The 15,796-nt window shown below is 73.4% G+C and carries 16 protein-coding genes and 1 pseudogene; 10 read left to right on the forward strand and 7 right to left on the reverse strand.

Going from position 1 to position 15,796, the window contains the following annotated elements; all coding sequences use genetic code 11:
• Positions 1 to 17: 17 nt before the first annotated feature.
• The 3 genes from otsB to ACQ452_RS04325 all read right to left on the reverse strand — a co-directional run bounded on the left by otsB (position 18) and on the right by ACQ452_RS04325 (position 1,902).
• On the reverse strand, positions 18 to 842 hold the full coding sequence (gene otsB, locus ACQ452_RS04315) for a trehalose-phosphatase (protein WP_433389984.1): 825 nt from the start codon (positions 840 to 842) through the stop codon (positions 18 to 20).
• Between the two features lie 103 nt (positions 843 to 945).
• Entirely contained in the window at positions 946 to 1,299 is a 354-nt protein-coding gene (locus tag ACQ452_RS04320) for a hypothetical protein (protein ID WP_433389987.1), read from the reverse strand.
• Positions 1,300 to 1,461: 162 nt separating this feature from the next.
• Positions 1,462 to 1,902: a helix-turn-helix domain-containing protein gene (locus tag ACQ452_RS04325; protein WP_433389990.1), complete on the reverse strand. Its 441-nt coding sequence runs from the start codon at positions 1,900 to 1,902 to the stop codon at positions 1,462 to 1,464.
• 264 nt (positions 1,903 to 2,166) lie between these two features.
• Here ACQ452_RS04325 and ACQ452_RS04330 point away from each other — a divergent pair.
• From ACQ452_RS04330 to ACQ452_RS04360, 7 genes and pseudogenes are all read left to right on the forward strand, one after another.
• Positions 2,167 to 2,493: pseudogene (locus ACQ452_RS04330) on the forward strand (hypothetical protein); the annotation flags it as partial.
• A gap of 112 nt (positions 2,494 to 2,605) precedes the next feature.
• On the forward strand, positions 2,606 to 2,941 hold the full coding sequence (locus ACQ452_RS04335) for a hypothetical protein (RefSeq protein WP_433389993.1): 336 nt from the start codon (positions 2,606 to 2,608) through the stop codon (positions 2,939 to 2,941).
• Between the two features lie 371 nt (positions 2,942 to 3,312).
• Positions 3,313 to 4,728: a PhoH family protein gene (locus ACQ452_RS04340; protein ID WP_433389996.1), complete on the forward strand. Its 1,416-nt coding sequence runs from the start codon at positions 3,313 to 3,315 to the stop codon at positions 4,726 to 4,728.
• A 276-nt stretch (positions 4,729 to 5,004) separates the two neighbouring features.
• A complete protein-coding gene (locus tag ACQ452_RS04345) occupies positions 5,005 to 5,706 on the forward strand; it encodes a lytic transglycosylase domain-containing protein (protein ID WP_433389999.1) in 702 nt (233 codons plus the stop codon).
• Positions 5,707 to 5,818: 112 nt separating this feature from the next.
• Entirely contained in the window at positions 5,819 to 6,472 is a 654-nt protein-coding gene (locus tag ACQ452_RS04350) for a rhomboid family intramembrane serine protease (RefSeq protein WP_433390000.1), read from the forward strand.
• Between the two features lie 111 nt (positions 6,473 to 6,583).
• Positions 6,584 to 7,555 carry an NAD(P)/FAD-dependent oxidoreductase gene (locus ACQ452_RS04355; RefSeq protein WP_433390002.1) on the forward strand — a complete coding sequence of 324 codons (972 nt, stop codon included), beginning with the start codon at positions 6,584 to 6,586 and terminating at the stop codon, positions 7,553 to 7,555.
• A gap of 66 nt (positions 7,556 to 7,621) precedes the next feature.
• Positions 7,622 to 9,211, forward strand: coding sequence for a hypothetical protein (locus ACQ452_RS04360; protein WP_433390005.1), 1,590 nt, complete (start codon positions 7,622 to 7,624; stop codon positions 9,209 to 9,211).
• A 20-nt stretch (positions 9,212 to 9,231) separates the two neighbouring features.
• On the opposite strand, the gene ACQ452_RS04365 is transcribed toward ACQ452_RS04360, so the two are convergent.
• A complete protein-coding gene (locus tag ACQ452_RS04365; protein ID WP_433390008.1) occupies positions 9,232 to 10,209 on the reverse strand; it encodes a DMT family transporter in 978 nt (325 codons plus the stop codon).
• Positions 10,206 to 11,237: a class II fructose-bisphosphatase gene (gene glpX, locus ACQ452_RS04370; protein WP_433390011.1), complete on the reverse strand. Its 1,032-nt coding sequence runs from the start codon at positions 11,235 to 11,237 to the stop codon at positions 10,206 to 10,208. Before glpX ends, ACQ452_RS04365 begins: the two co-directional genes overlap by 4 nt.
• Before the next feature lie 152 nt (positions 11,238 to 11,389).
• Here glpX and ACQ452_RS04375 point away from each other — a divergent pair, with 152 nt between their 5' ends.
• From ACQ452_RS04375 to ACQ452_RS04385, 3 genes are all read left to right on the forward strand, one after another.
• Positions 11,390 to 12,085: a DUF4245 domain-containing protein gene (locus ACQ452_RS04375; protein WP_433390013.1), complete on the forward strand. Its 696-nt coding sequence runs from the start codon at positions 11,390 to 11,392 to the stop codon at positions 12,083 to 12,085.
• Between the two features lie 111 nt (positions 12,086 to 12,196).
• On the forward strand, positions 12,197 to 13,003 hold the full coding sequence (locus ACQ452_RS04380) for a hypothetical protein (protein ID WP_433390016.1): 807 nt from the start codon (positions 12,197 to 12,199) through the stop codon (positions 13,001 to 13,003).
• A gap of 243 nt (positions 13,004 to 13,246) precedes the next feature.
• Positions 13,247 to 14,101: a hypothetical protein gene (locus tag ACQ452_RS04385; protein WP_433390017.1), complete on the forward strand. Its 855-nt coding sequence runs from the start codon at positions 13,247 to 13,249 to the stop codon at positions 14,099 to 14,101.
• Positions 14,102 to 14,216: 115 nt separating this feature from the next.
• Here ACQ452_RS04385 and ACQ452_RS04390 read toward each other — a convergent pair whose 3' ends face one another.
• Both ACQ452_RS04390 and xseA read right to left on the reverse strand, forming a co-directional pair.
• Positions 14,217 to 14,429 (reverse strand): exodeoxyribonuclease VII small subunit, encoded by a 213-nt coding sequence (locus ACQ452_RS04390; RefSeq protein ID WP_433390019.1) that lies wholly within the window; start codon positions 14,427 to 14,429, stop codon positions 14,217 to 14,219.
• A 36-nt stretch (positions 14,430 to 14,465) separates the two neighbouring features.
• Complete coding sequence (xseA, locus tag ACQ452_RS04395; protein WP_433390021.1) at positions 14,466 to 15,686, reverse strand: exodeoxyribonuclease VII large subunit; 1,221 nt, start codon at positions 15,684 to 15,686, stop codon at positions 14,466 to 14,468.
• Positions 15,687 to 15,796 lie beyond the last annotated feature (110 nt).

Genomic DNA, 15,796 nt, shown 5'->3' on the forward strand with positions numbered 1-15,796 from the left:
CGGCCTGACGGCCGCGCTCAGGTCAGGTGGCGGGTGGCTCCGGTGAGGAAGTCGCCGAGGGCGGCCGGGGAGTCCAGGGTGAGATCGGCGGCCTCCGCCACCTCGTGGCCCGTCTCCGGGTTGGCGACGGCCACGCAGACGCCGAAGAAGTGCGGATCGGCGGCGGCGCGGGCCCGCAGCGCGGCGAACGCCTTGATGTCGGAGACGTCGTCGCCGAAGTACCAGGCGCCCTCGGCGTCGCGGACGATCTCGTCGATGACCATGCCCTTGTCGCGGTCGACCGGGGGCTTGAGTTCCAGCACCATCCGCCCGGCCTGGACCCGGAGCCCGAGCCGTTCGGCCTGGGCCCGGCCCCACCGCTCCACGCTCGGGCCGAGCTGCGGCGCGGTGCGCCAGTGCAGGGCCACGGAGAGCCGCTTGTATTCCACGAGCGCGCCCTCGGCGAGCTCGGCCCGGGCCAGCTCGGCCAGCTCGGCCATGGTGGGCACCCAGGGCAGGGCCGCCGGCTCCGTCACGGTCTCGCCGCCGGAGTGGCTGTGCTCCAGGCCGTAGAGGCCGTAGAGGTCGACGCCGGCTAGGCCGCCGAGATGGGCGCGGAGGAAATCGACCGGGCGGGCGGAGACGATCGCGATCCGCCGGACGACCGGGGCGAGCGCCTCGATCGCGGTCAGCACCTTGGGAGCGAGGACGACGGCGGTGGGATCGTCGTCGACCGGCGCCAGGGTGCCGTCGAAGTCGAAGAAGAGCACGGTCCCGGCCGACCTGCCGGCGGTTGTCCGCCAGGCCCGGTCGGTGTCCAACGGGGTCCTCGGCTGGTGGCTTCCCAGATTCAACGGCGGCACGCGCGTCAGCGTACCCCGGGCGGGGCCGCTCATTCCCCGGTCGACAGGTGCCGTCCGGCCGGCGCAACGGGGGTGCCGGTCGGGTGTGCGGCGGGCCGGGCGGTCAGCGTTCGGCGGCTCCCCGTCCCCGCCGGCCGAACGGCACGACGGCCGCCTCCTGGCCGTGGTTGAGCAGGTAGCCCTCGACGAATCCGCTGTTGCGGTCACCGGCGCGGTCCTCGATCTCCTTCAACCGGCCGACGAGGAAGTCGGTCAGGGCGCTGACCCGGTTGTCGAGCCGGTCGTGCAGCTCGGCGACCACGGCCAGGACGACCGCGGTGCCGGCGCAGGTGAGCGCGAGGAGGTTGACGAGCATGGGAAGCTGCCCGCCGTTGACCGCCAGGGTCACCACGTTTCCGGTCACGCCCAGTGTCAGCGACACGGTGGCGATCACGACTGCCATCCACTTCAGGGTCATGGACAGACCCCTCCTTCTGTCCCGCAGGGCTGGGTTCGGCCTTGTCCCGTCCCCCCGCCGACGACGAGCCCAAGCAGTACGGATACGGACGCTAGCGTGCCCGTTCCGGCCCCGAAGCGAAACGAAAGAGTCTGACCTGGCGTTCTTTCGCCATCTGAGGAACTAGCCGGCCTGTTGCCCTCGATTTCGGACATCGACCGGCAGGGTCGGGCGATACGCGAGGTATCTGATGGTTTCCCTAATGTGGAACTTCTCCGCGTCGGAGACGTCGGGGGCGACGAGCCGGCGTAGCAGCGCCGCCACGTCCGGGTCCATCGGCGGCGCGGTCGGGGCGTCGTGCGGGGTGTTCGTCCGCTCCCAGCCCAGGGCGGCGAAGGCGGTGGCGGGGTTGAGGCCGAGGCCTTCGCAGAACGCGACCACGCGCTCGGCCTCCGGGTCGCTCGCCCAGTCGCCCCGCACCCAGCGGTTGATGGTCTGCCGGGAGACGCCGGTGCGCCGGGACACCTCGGTGCCGCTCCACGCCCGGGTGGCGCGGGCCTCGTCGAGTGCCCTGCGGATGAAGGTGGCGAAGGCGATCTTCCGCGCGTTGGCCGTCTCGGTCACCCGGTGACGGTACGACCACCGGGCCTTCGGCGCGTGCCCTGGCACGCTCTTGTCACGCGGACGTGACGTGAATATCCGTGTGCCGGCGACCGGGCCACCGCCTCTTTCGAGGGTAAGTTTCCTGTTCGTGCCGGGTGTCCTCGGGGCGGCGGTAAGCAGACGAAAAGCTGATACTGTCACGCCCATGGGACATTCTACGGTGTGTCACGTGCATGAGACGATCGGTGCTCACTCGCGTCACGCCGCCGGTGCGAGGAGGGTGTGGTGACCGAACTGGCCACCCGTGCCCAGGCCTTCGGCCTGATCGCCGAGGGGGTCGCCACGGGCCTGAGCGCGCCCTGGCGGCTCTACCTCGCCCGCGGCTGCCGTCACCTGTCGCTGAGCGTCGGCGACCGCACCGAGTGGGACGCCTGGCGGACCCACCTCGGCTGCCCCGAACTCGCAGTCCGGGTGTACGACGCCGGCGGGGAGATCCGCCGCTCGTCCGTGGCCGAGGTCGTCCTGGACGGCTGCCGCATCAGCGTCGAACTGCTCGAGGAGGTGAGCACCGACGACCTGGACCGGCTCCTCGTCGCCGAACCCACGCCGGTGGTCGACGGGCCCGCGCCGCTGGTCGACGAGGCCCCGCCGGTGGTCGACGGGCCCGTGCCGACCGAGCCGGAGGAGCGATGACCCGGCAGCCGAGGCGGACCGGGGCCGCCGCATGAGCCCCTTCGTCGCCATCGTCCTCGTCCTCGTCCTCGGTGCCACGAGCTACGCGGCCGGGCGGCTGCACGGTCAACTCAGCTATCGGATCGGCTACCGCTTCGGCTACCGGCAGGGCTACTTCGACGGCGACCGGGGCGCCTGGAACCGGCGCCGCCGCGACGCCCAGGCGGCCATCGCGTCCGCCCTGGCCGGCCCGTCGCCCGCCGCCGACCGGGTCACCGCCACTGTGGGCCGGCCCGGCACCACGTACACCGGCTCGTCGTTCTCGGCGCCGCCCGCCCCGGTCGGCGGGCGGCACACGACCGGCACCCTGGTCCGGCGGACCGGTTGAACCCCGGCCGGCGGGGAGCCCGAGGCCCCACCGGCCGGCACCCAGGCGTGGTGCGTCGTCCGCGGCGGACACGCACCGCCGGGACCACCTCAGACCGGTGACGGTGGTCCCGCCGGCCGGGATGCGCGCAGGGGGCATGCATCCCGGCCGGTCCCGCCGCCGACCTCGGCCACCCGCCGGGCGCGGAGATCCCCTCTAGCCCACGGGGTCCGACGCGGCTAGCGTCTAGGCATGGCGCGGGGTTCTCCCGGGCCGGCCGGCCCGCCCGGATCTGCGACCTCGCGCACGGGGCACCGCATCCGACCCCGTGTCCCCGGGCACCGGAGGAGGCGGAACACGGGTGGCGGATGCCCATCCGTCGGAGCAGGCCTGTGACGACTCGCCGTAAGCCCGCCGGGACCGACCAGACCCCGGCCGCGACTGCCACGACCCGCCGCGCCACCCGGAGCCGCCGCGGCGCGTCGGCCGCTCCGGTCGGCACCGAGGAGCCCGGACCAGCAGGCCAGGCGTTCGTCCTGGACACCTCCGTGCTGCTGTCCGACCCGGCGGCCTTCCACCGCTTCGCCGAGCACGAGGTGGTCCTTCCCCTCGTGGTCATCACCGAGTTGGAGGGCAAGCGGCACCACCCGGAACTCGGCTGGTTCGCGCGGCAGTCGCTGCGCATGCTGGACGAACTGCGGGTCCGCTACGGGCGACTGGACCATCCGGTGCCGGCCAACGACACCGGCGGCACGCTGCGGGTGGAGCTGAACCACTCCGATGGCGGCGTGCTGCCGCCGGGGTTCCGCACCGACTCCAACGACGCCCGGATCCTCTCCGTCGCGCTGAACCTCGCCGCCGAGGGTCGCGAGGTGACCCTCATCAGCAAGGACATGCCGCTGCGGGTCAAGGCCGCCTCGGTGGGTCTGCGGGCGGACGAGTACCGGCACGGCCAGGCCAGCGACCCCACCTGGACCGGGATGGCCGAGCTGGAGTTGGCCGAGGAGCAGATCGGCCAGCTCTACGCCGGTGAGTCGCTCGACCTGGACGCCGCCGCCGCGCTGCCCTGCCACACCGGTCTGGTGCTGCACTCGGCCCGGGGCTCGGCGCTGGGCCGGGTGTCACCCGACAAGACCGTGCGGCTGGTCCGCGGCGACCGGGAGGCGTTCGGGCTGCACGGCCGCTCGGCCGAGCAGCGGATCGCGCTGGACCTGCTGCTGGACGAGTCGGTGGGCATCGTCTCGCTGGGCGGGCGGGCCGGCACCGGCAAGTCGGCGCTGGCCCTGTGCGCCGGGCTGGAGGCCGTGATGGAGCGCCGTCGGCACCGCAAGGTGGTCGTGTTCCGCCCGCTCTACGCCGTCGGGGGCCAGGAGCTGGGCTATCTCCCCGGCTCGGAGTCGGAGAAGATGTCGCCCTGGGCGCAGGCGGTCTTCGACACCCTCGGCGCGGTGGTGCACGAGAACGTGCTGGAGGAGGTCACCTCGCGGGGGCTGTTGGAGGTGCTGCCGCTGACCCACATCCGCGGTCGCAGCCTGCACGACGCCTTCGTGATCGTGGACGAGGCGCAGTCGTTGGAGCGCGGCGTGTTGCTGACGGTGCTCTCCCGCATCGGCCAGGGCTCGCGGGTGGTGCTCACCCACGACGTGGCCCAGCGGGACAACCTGCGCGTCGGTCGGCACGACGGGGTGACCGCGGTGATCGAGGCGCTCAAGGGTCATCCGCTCTTCGCCCACGTCACCCTCAGCCGTTCGGAGCGTTCGCCGATCGCCGCCATGGTGACGGATCTGCTGGAGGACATCCCGCAGTGACGTCCGTTATGCGGGTTTTCGTCCCCATTCTGAGTGTGTCACAGATCACAATTCGGGGCGGTGGTTTCCCATTGGTCACACTGTGCGCGATCGTGTCCCACGAGCGCCCACGCACCGAAAAGATCGTTGGTGATCGTTCGTCACAGGACGCGACCAGCATCCCACGAGGTGCGTCGGCTGCGACCGGCACCGGGTCGGGGCGCTCGCGGCGTGGCCGCATCCCACCCGGGGTGCCGCCCCGCGCCGCGTCCTTGCACCCGACGAAGGGACCACTTCGTGAGTCGGCTGTGGAGCCGGTTAGGCGCCCGTACGGCCGCTGTCGCGCTGCTCTCCTTGGGCGTCGCCGGCGGTGTCTACCTGGGCGAAGACCGACAGACCCAGCAGCAGGGCCCGACCGCTCAGGTCGGCGCCGCTGCCGAGCAGGCGGAGACCGAGCACCGGCGCGAGCGGCAGGCCGCCCAGCAGGTGCACTCCGCGAAGCAGCGAACCGTCGACTACCAGGCGAAGCTGCAGGCCGCCGCGGCGGCCAAGGAGGCCGCCGCACGCGCGGCCAAGGCCAAGGCCGCCGCCGCGTCCCGTAAGGCCCGCGAGGCCCGCGAGGCCGCCGAGAAGGCGGCCGAGAAGGCCGCCGCGAGCAAGCCGTACGACGGGCCGGTCCCGGCCTCCTGCGCCGAGTTCAGCGGCAACCGCAAGACCGGCTGCGCGCTCATGGTGCAGGCGGGCTTCGGGATGGACCAGTTCCCCTGCCTGAACAAGCTCTGGAACAAGGAGAGCGGCTGGAACCACAAGGCCCGCAACTCCTCGTCGGGGGCGTACGGCATCCCGCAGGCGCTGCCCGGCAGCAAGATGGGCTCCGTCGCCGACGACTGGCAGACCAACCCGGCGACCCAGATCAAGTGGGGCCTCGGCTACATCGAGGGCCGCTACGGTTCGCCCTGCAAGGCCTGGGCGCACTCCCAGGACGTGGGCTGGTACTGACCGACGGTCTAGGGCGGGGCGGGTGGTTCTCCACCCGCCCCGCCCCCGTCGTTCCGGTCACGGATCGCCGCAGAAGTGGCGGCCGGGCCCCTCACCTGATAGCTCTTGACGGGTGACTCTGCACCCCGCCAGCGGCGACCCGCACCGGTTCGGCACCGAGGCGTTCTACGCCGCGCTCGGCCGGGCCTTCGTCGCCATGTGCGCGGTGGTGCCGTTCCTCTTCCTCATCGAGGCCCTCGACCAGGGGCTCGCCGCCGGCTTCGACGCCACCGCCGGGATCATCCCGAAGCGCATCGACGGGCTCGACGGGGTCTTCTTCTCGCCGTTCCTGCACCACGGCTTCGACCACCTCTACAGCAACAGCATCCCGCTGATCCTGCTCGGCACCTTCGTGCTCGCCGCCGGCGCCCGCCGGTTCCTCTGGTCGACGCTCGTCATCATCCTGGTCAGCGGGCTCGGGGTGTGGTTCACCGGCTCCTCGACCTCGGTGGTCGTCGGCGCGAGCGGGGTGATCTTCGGCTACCTGGGCATTCTGCTGACCCGGGGCATCGTCGAGCGGAGCTGGTGGAACTTCGCGGTCTTCCTGCTCGTCGGCCTGCTCTACGGCTGGCAGCTCGTCGGCATCCTGCCGACCGACGAGCAGATCTCCTGGCAGGGGCACCTCTTCGGGCTGCTCGGCGGGGTGGTCGCCGCGATCATCTTCCGGCGCCGCCGCGACGACCTCGGCGGGCCGTACCGCTCGGAGTCCACGCTCACCATGCCCTGAGCGTCGCCGCGTCCGGCGATCCCGGGTGGGACACCCTTGCCCGGGCGCACCGCCGGGCCTACCGTCGGGATCAGCACGCGTTGATCCGTGAGCGAAAGCGACGGTACGCCCATGCGCGAGGTCGATGTGGCGGTGATCGGGGCCGGCCCGGCCGGGCTCTTCGCGGCGTACTACGCGGGATTCCGCGGGCTCTCCGTCGCGGTCGTCGACGCGCTGCCCGAGCCCGGTGGCCAGATCACCGCCATGTACCCGGAGAAGCTGATCCACGACGTGGCCGGTTTCCCGGCGGTCAAGGGGCGGGACCTGGTCGCCAACCTCGTCGCCCAGGCCGCCCCCTTCGACCCGTGCTACCTGCTCGGCACCCGCGCGGAGCGGCTCTCGTACGCCGACGGGCGGCCGGTGCTCGGCCTGACCGGCGACTCGCACCAGCTGCGCTGCGGGGCGGTGGTCGTCACCGGCGGGCTGGGCAGCTTCACACCCCGCCCGCTGCCGGTGGCGCAGCAGTTCGTCGGCACCGGCATCGTCTACTTCGTGCCGCAGCCGACGGAGCTGGCCGACCGGGACGTGCTGATCGTCGGGGGCGGCGACTCCGCCTTCGACTGGGCCTCGACGCTCCAGCCGCTGGCCCGCTCCGTGACGATGGTGCACCGGCGGGAGAAGTTCCGGGCGCACGCCGCCACCGTCGCCCGGGTGCTGGACCTGCCGGTGCGGGTGATCGTCAACGCCGAGGTGACCGGGCTGTACGGCGACGGCGCGGTCACCGGCGCCGAGATCACCGTACGCGGCGGGGCGGCGGAGCTGCTGCCGGTGGACACGGTGGTGGCCGCCCTCGGCTTCACCGCCGACCTCGGCCCGCTCACCGCATGGGGGCTGCGGCTGGACCGCCGGCACATCGTGGTCGACAGCGCGATGGCCACGAACCTGCCCCGGGTATTCGCGGCCGGCGACATCACCGAGTACCCGGGCAAGGTGCGGCTGATCGCGACCGGCTTCGGCGAGGCCGCCACGGCGGTCAACAACGCGGCGGTGGCCATCGACCCGAGCGCGCACCTCTTCCCCGGGCACTCGTCCGACGGCACCTGACGCACCGGTACCGGATGCTGTCCCGGCCGTGGCCGAACCGATATCGATCGCTGTGACCGTGGGCCGATGAGCACCCCACCCCGGCACCGCGACGGCGCCCCGGCGACCCTGGCCTGGCTCGGTCATCCCGCGACGGTCGCCGCCCTCGTCCTGCTCGTGATCAACGACCACCTGCTCAAGGCGGCGGTCCCCGGCGTGGTGACCGGCAAGCTCAGCGACGTCGCCGGGCTGGTCCTCGCGCCGCCGCTGGTCGCCGTGCTGCTCACGCTGGTGGCGCCGCGGCTGCCGGCCCGCGCCGCCGCCGCGACCGGCCTCGCGCTCGTCGGCGTCGGCTTCACCCTCGTCAAGTCCGGCGGGTCCGCCGCCGCGGTGGCCTCCGCGGCCTGGAGCGTGGTCAGCGGGCCGTCGCTGATCCGGGCGGACCGCACCGACCTGCTCACCCTGCCGGCGCTGGCCCTCGCCTGGTGGGCCTGGTCCCGGGCGCGGCGCGAACCGGTGCGGGGGCACCCGGCGCGGCTGGTCCGGCTGGTGGTGCTGCTACCGGCGGCGACGCTGGCGGTGGCGGCCACCGGCCCGGTCAACTACGGCGACGCGGTCCGGGCGGTGGTTCTCGGCGAACGGTTGGCGGCCGGCACCGCCGACGGCCACGGCACCCGCGTCGTCGGCACCGCACGCTCCTGGCTGATGAGCGACGACGCCGGGGTGACGTGGCGCGCGCCGACGCCGGACGAGGAAGCGGCGTTGGCCGGTGCGAAGGGGCTGGCCGCCGGCCCCGGCAGCCGTAGCTGTGCGACCGCCACGCCGACCCGCTGTTACCGGCCCCTCCCCGGTCGACTCGGCGTCGAGCAGAGCGACGACTCGGGTCGGAGCTGGCGCCGGAGCTGGGGCGCGACCGAGGAACAGCGGGCCATCCTGCGCCGGCAGTACCCGGATTCGGCACGTGGCGAGCGGATCGCCACGCAGGAACTTGCCGTGCGGGACACCGGCGACGGCCGGCACGTGGTGCTGGTGGCCAACGGCCGCGACGGGTTCGCGATCCGCCGGCCCGACGGGACCTGGGAACGCCTCGGCTTCATCGGCACCGTGGGGCGGGACGGCTTCTCGCCCGACGACCGGCCGCCGGCCTTCGGCCACAGCAGCCCGGCGGACCGGCAGGACGATCCGCTCCTGGCCACGGCCCTGTGGCTCACGCTGGCCGTGTCGGTCCTCGCCGCGTCCGCCGCGCGGGTGAGGCGGCGCGGCGACGGCCGCCGGTGGCCCGTCCCCCTGGTGGTCTTCGGGGCCGCCGCCTGGACACTGCTGGCCATGGCCTGGTCGGACATGCTGGTCGGCGAGGTGGCGTCCGTCGGGTTGGCCGCGACCCTGCTTGCCCTGCTGCTGTCCAGCCTGACGCCGGACGGGCTGCGCGCAGTGCGCTGGCGGTGGACCCTGGAGGTGCTGCTGGCCGCCGCCCTGACCCTGGCGTTGACCGCACTGCCGCTCGTCGGCTGGCTCTACGGTCGGCCCGCGTACGCCCTCACGGCGGTGCTGCTCGCCGTGGCGGCCACGCTGCCGGGGCTGCTGCTCGGCTGGCGGGCGGCCAGGTTGGTGGAGGCGCCAGCCGGACGTTCCCGCCCGCTGCCCGGCCGCCCCGTTGATCCCGTTCCCGGGGCGTGAGCCGTCCGGGCGTCGGGCGGTCAGCGGCCGGGCCGCGGCGGCGGGGCGAGGGCGGCGACGAGGACCGCGGCCAGGGTCAGCGCCGCGCCGAGCAGGGTGACGGGCCCGGGGTGGGAGGCCGCCGTGGGCAGCAGCAGGTCCAGCAGCACGGCGCCGACGATCTGCCCGGCGATGGTCGCCAGGCCGAGCAGCAGTACGCCGGTGAACCGGACGATCGCGGCGGCGATCGCGATGAACACGATCCCGATCGGCCCGCCCAGGTAGAGCCAGGGCTCGGTCGGCGGGCCGCCCGCCGGCCACCCCCGCACCGCGACGTCGACGGCGAAGGCGACCAGCAGGGCCACCGTGCCGACCGTGAAGTTGACGAGCGTGGCCGTCAGCGCGCTGCCAGCGGCCATCCGTACCCGGCCGTTTACCGCCTGCTGCCAGGCGATGCCCACCCCGGCGAGCAAGGGCAGCAGGGCCAACCCGAGGGTCCCCGGGTCGCCGAGCCGGTCGCCGACGGCCAGCAGCACCGCCAGTACGGTCAGCGCCGCGCCGGCGAGCCGTTGGCCGGTGACCGCCTGCGGGCCGCTGGGCCCGATCCCGGCCCGGTCGACGGCCAGGCTGCTGCCGGACTGGCCGGCGACCACCGCGACCGTGAAGACCGCCACCCCCAGGGTGCCGATGGTCAGTCCCTGCGCGGCGACCAGGAACGCACCGCACACGCCGCCGAGGCACTGCCACGGTCGCAACGTGCCGTCCGTGAGCGCGCCGCGCAGGGCGGCCAGCCCGCGCCGCCCGCCCCGGGTCGCGGGGACGAGCACCAGCAACACCAGCAGACCCAGCCCGAACGAGACGACCGCCGCGGCGATCCCGTCGGCCAGGCGTACGCCCAACTCGCCGTTGATCCGGGACTGCACGGCCACGGCGACCCCGGAGGCGGTCGCGAGCCCCACGCCGGCGATCCGGCGGGTCGCGGGCGGGGTCGGCGGGGCCAGCGTCCCGGTGTGGCTCACCCCTGTTCGGCCAGGGGGCGGCCGTCGAAGTCGATCGCCGAGTAGAGGGCGAGCTTCTCCAGCCGGTGGTAGGAGTCGATGACGCGGATCGTCCCGCTCTTCGAGCGCATGACGATCGACTGCGTGTACGCGCCGCCGGCCCGGTAGCTGACGCCCTTCAGCAGGTCGCCGGAGGTGACGCCGGTGGCCACGAAGAAGCAGTTGTCGCCGGTGACCAGGTCGTCGGTGCCCAGCACCCGGTCCAGGTCGTGCCCGGCGGCGAGCGCCTTCTCCCGCTCGGCGGCGTCGCGCGGCCAGAGCTTGGCCTGCATCGCCCCGCCCATGCACTTCAGGGCGCAGGCGGAGATGATGCCCTCGGGGGTGCCGCCGATGCCCATCAGCACGTCGACGTCCGACTCTCCCCGGGCCGCGGCGATGGAGCCCGCGATGTCGCCGTCAGAGATGAACCGGATGCCGGCCCCGGCCCGGCGGATCTGGGCGACCAGGTCCTCGTGGCGGCTGCGGTCCAGCACGCAGACCGTCACCCCGGAGACGTCCGTGCCCTTGACCTTGGCGATCCGGCACAGGTTCTCGGCGACCCCGGCGTCGATGTCCACCACGTCGGCGTACGCCGGCCCGACGGCGAGCTTCTCCATGTAGAAGACCGCGCTCGGGTCGAACATGGCACCCCGCTCGGCGACGGCGAGCACCGCCACCGCGTTCGGCATGCCCTTGCTCATCAGCGTGGTGCCGTCGACGGGGTCGACGGCGACGTCCACCGCCGGGCCGGTGCCGTCGCCGACGTGCTCGCCGTTGAAGAGCATCGGGGCGTTGTCCTTCTCGCCCTCGCCGATCACCACGACGCCGCGCATCTGGATCGAGTTGATCAGCTTGCGCATGGCGTCGACAGCGGCGCCGTCGCCGCCCTCCTTGTCGCCCCGGCCGACCCAGCGGCCGGCGGCCATCGCGGCGGCCTCGGTGACCCGGACGAGGTCCAGGGCGAGGTTGCGGTCGAGATCCTGCGGGATGCGCGTCCTGGTGTTCGTCATGACTGCTCCTCCTCGCGACGTTGCGGGGCGGCAGGGTGCGGCGTCGCCGCTGCCGGCTTTGTCGCTGATCCTCACACGATGGCGCACCCGGTGCGGGGGCGGGGCGGTGATGGCCGGGATACGGCCGGTCGGGAAGCTGCGAGAATGGCGGGGTGGAAGCCGATCGCGTACCCGCCGACCCGACGCCGCCGGACGGCCAGCCGCCGGTCGCCCCGACCCGGCCGGCCGCCGCACCCGGAGGGGAGCCGGCGCTTGTCGAAGCCGCCGACACCCCCGGGGCGGCCCCGCCCACGGCTGCGGCGGAGCGGGGCGGGCCGCCCGGGCCGCCGGTCGACACCCGCAAGTCGGAACGGTCGCCGAAGGACATGGCGATCTCGCTGCTGGTGCTGCTGGTCCCGATCGCCCTGCTGCTCGCCTTCTACCGGGGGTTCCTCGGCGGCGAGCAGCCCACGGTCGTCGACGCCGCGCCCGCCCTCGAGTCGGCGCGGGCCGCCAACGTCTTCCCGGTGAGCGAGCCGGCGGAGCTGGGCGACGGGTGGCGCACGGTCAGCGCCAAGTTCCAGACGGTGGAGGGCGGATCGAACCTTCGGCTGGGATATCTCACCCCGGAGGGGCGGGGCGCCCAGCTCGTGCAGAGCAGTGTGCCGCCGGAGCGGCTGCTGCCGGGCGAGCTGACCGCCGAGGGGCAGCCGCAGGGCCAGGTCGACCTGGGCGGACGCACCTGGCAGCGGTATTCCGCCCGGGGCAACGAGCAGGCGCTGGTCCTGCTCGAACCGGACCGGACCCTCATCGTGATCGGCGACGCCGGGGACAACGAGCTGCGCCACCTGGCCGGATCGATCCGCTAGCCGGGCTGTTCGCCGCCCCCCGGGTGTCGGTCGGATCGGCTACGCTGCCCCGGCTCAGTGCCCACCGACACGGTCGGCCGGGTGCCTCCCGCTTCGCGAAGAGAGACAACTGTGAACATTCGACGGTGGACCGTCGGTGTGCTCGCCGCCACGCTGCTGGTTCCGGGCCTGACCGCATGCAAGTCGGACGCCGCCGAGCCGGCCGACGGCAAGGCCCCGGCGGCGGCCGTTCCCGCCGACCCCAAGGAGGCCCTGCTCGCCTCCACGAAGGAGCTCGAGAAGGGCAACTTCACCTTCACGCTGGCCGGTGACGGGATCAGCGGCACGGGCCTGGTGCACAAGCCCAGCGACAGCGCCCAGATGTCCATGAAGATCGACGACGGCTCCGGCATGGCCATGGGCATGGAGTTGATCTTCATCAAGCCGGACAGCTGGGTCATGCTCGACCTGGGCGAGCTGTCCGCCATGATCCCGGGCGCGGCCAAGTGGAAGGGCAAGTACCAGCACCTCGACCAGTCCAAGGTCAAGGACGCCGGTGAGCTCGGCCGCTACATGGAGGACGTCGACCCGGCCGGCAGCGCGGAACTGCTCAAGGGCGTCACCGACGTGCAGAAGACCGCCGAGGGCAGCTACACCGGCAAGATCGACGCCTCCGTGGCGAACGACTCCTCGGCCCTGGACGAGGAGACCGTCAAGGCCCTCGGCGCGCAGGCCAAGGCGCTGCCCTTCACCGCCAAGCTGGACGCGGAGGGCCGGCTGACCGACCTGGTCGTCTCGGTGCCGGCCGCCGGTGAGACGAAGGCGCACGACATCAAGATCTCGTACGCGGACTACGGCAAGGCGACCGCCGCCCAGAAGCCGGCCGCCGGCAAGGTGATCGAGGCGTCCGACGACATCTACGAGATGTTCAAGGGCTGACCATCGGCACACGGGACGGGGCGGCTTCGGCCGCCCCGTTCTCGCGTCGTGGCGTCACCCGAGCGGGGCAACCGGACATCACAGTGATTGTGGGACGTGGCGACAGGGAACAGGAGTCGTAGCGGACCCGGCCGGGCGCTGCGGCAACCGGCCCCCGGGTTCGCGCGGCGCAGCCGGACGGGGTGCGCCGCCCGGTTTCCGGCCGCCGCCAGGCGCGTCGGGTGACCCACTCGGGAGACACGAATGACTGTTCGACGGTTGAGCGCCGGCCTGGTGGCCGCCGCCCTGTTCACCCCCGGTCTGGCCGCCTGCAACGCCGACGGGACCCCGACGGCGGGCTCGTCCGCCTCCCCGAGCGTCTCGGCCTCCGGCACGCCCGCGGCCTCCGGCAGCGCGGCCCCGGCTGCCGGTGACGCCAAGCAGGCGTTGCTGGCCTCCACCCGTGAGATCAGCAACGGCAACTTCCGGTTCACCATGTCCGGCGTCGGCTCGACGGCCGAGGGCCGGGTGCACGAACCCACCCAGAGCGCGGAGATCCGGGCGACGATCGGCAAGCCGACCGACGACCTGTTCATGAAGCTCGACGTCGTCCACTACAAGCCGGACAGCTGGGTGAAGCTCGAGCTGGGCGGCACGACCGCCAAGAGCGTGCCGGGCGTGCAGAAGCTCAACCTCGGCAAGTACCAGCACCTGGACCAGACCCGGATCAAGGGCAACCGGAACCTCGGCTTCGACTTCGAGAAGGTCGACCCCGCCGGCAGTGAGGTGCTGACGCAGGGCATCACGGAGGTGCGGCAGACGGGCGAGGGCGCGTACGCCGGCACCATCGACGTGTCGAAGGCGGCGGAGGCGGGTTCGCTCGACCCGACGATCATCACCGCCCTCGGGGCGCAGGCGAAGTCGGTGCCGTTCACCGCGAAGCTCGACCCGCAGGGCCGGCTGAGCGAGATGGTCCTCCAGATCCCCGCCGTCGCTCAGGCGAAGGCGCAGGAGATCCGGATCACCTACTCGGACTACGGCACCGCCACCGCCGCCCAGAAGCCGACGGCGGACCAGGTGGTCGAGGCGCCGGCCGAGCTCTACAACCTGTTCAACTGAGCCCGCTCCCGCCGCGCCGACCATGCGGTCGTGCCGGGCCGACAACGGGCGTGAAAACGCCCTGTCCGCCCTGGCACGACCGCATGATCGGCGCGAGCGGTGGTGGACGCGCGGGTCAGGTGGCGGGCTCCTGGCGGGCGGCGTCGATGCGGGCGCGGGCGCCGTCGAGCCAGTGCTGGCAGATCTCGGCGAGCCTCTCGCCGCGCTCCCACAACGCCAGCGACTCCTCCAGCGTGGTGCCGCCGGCCTCCAACCGCTCGACCACCGACGCCAGCTCGGCGCGGGCCTGCTCGTAGCTGGGCCGCTCGTCCTTCTTCTCGTCAGTCATCGCTGCCATCCCACCACATCGTGATCTGTGCCCCGCTCAGCCGTCGACCGTGGCGGTCAGCTCGCCGTCGGCCAGGCGTACCCGCAGCGGGTCGCCCCCACCGACCTCGGACGCGGCGCGCACGACATGGCCGTCGGCGCGCTGGACGATCGCGTAACCCCGGTCGAGGGTGGCGGCGGGGGAGAGGGCGCGCAGCCGGGCCAGGGTGTGCCGCAGGTCGTCGTCGGCGGCGGCGAGCCGGTGGTCCAGGCAGCGGCCGGCGCGCTGCCGCAGCCCGGTCAGGTCGGCGGCCCGCTGCTCGACCATCACCCGCGGGCGGGCCAGCACCGGGCGGGAGCGCAACCCGTCGAGCCGGTGCGATTCGCGGTCCACCAGGTTGCGTACCGCGCGTTCGAGGCGGTGCCGCGACTGCCGGATGAGGCGCACCTCCTCGGTGAGGTCCGGAACCACCCGCTTGGCCGCGTCGGTCGGCGTGGAGGCCCGCAGGTCGGCGACGTAGTCGATCAGCGGCGTGTCGGTCTCGTGGCCGATCGCGCTGACCACCGGCGTGCGGCAGGCGAAGACGGCCCGGCAGAGGGCCTCGTCGGAGAAGGGCAGCAGGTCCTCGATGCCGCCGCCGCCCCGGGCGATGATGATCACGTCGATGGTCGGGTCGGCGTCCAGCACCTTGAGCGCGTCGACGATCTGCGTGACCGCGCCGGCCCCCTGCACGGCCACGTTGACCGTGCGGAACTCCACCGCCGGCCAGCGCCGGCGCGCGTTGGTAAGCACGTCCCGCTCGGCGGCCGAGGCGCGGCCGGTGATCAACCCGACCCGGTTGGGCAGGAACGGCGGCCGGCGCTTGCGGGCCCGGTCGAACAGGCCCTCGGCCGCGAGCAGCTTCTTGAGCTTCTCGAGTCGGGCCAGCAGCTCGCCGAGGCCGACCTGCCGGACCTCGTCGGCGCGCAGGCTCAACGTGCCCCGGGCGGCGTAGAACTCCGGCTTGGCGTGCAGCACCACCCGGGCGCCCTCGCGTAGTTCGGGGGCGCCGGCGTCGAGGACGTCGCGGTTGGTCGTGACGGTCAGGCTCAGGTCGGCCGACGGGTCCCGCAGGGTGAGGAAGACCGTGCTGGCACCCGGCCGCCGGCTGATCTGCGCCACCTGCCCGTCCACCCACACCCAGCCCAGCCGGGCGATCCAGGCGCTCACCTTCTGGCTGACCACCCGGACCGGCCACGGTTCCTCAGCGGTGCTCCGCCCCACCTCACCCACACTCACCCGCCCACCCTACGACCCCCCGCCCCCACTGGGTCGATCATGAAGTTGTTGTGCCGCCGACGGCGTGTCGCGGGCAACAACTTCATGATCAACTCGCCCCGGGCGGGGGC

Origin of the sequence: Micromonospora sp. KLBMP9576 (assembly GCF_050941805.1) — a bacterium.
GTDB lineage: Bacteria > Actinomycetota > Actinomycetes > Mycobacteriales > Micromonosporaceae > Micromonospora.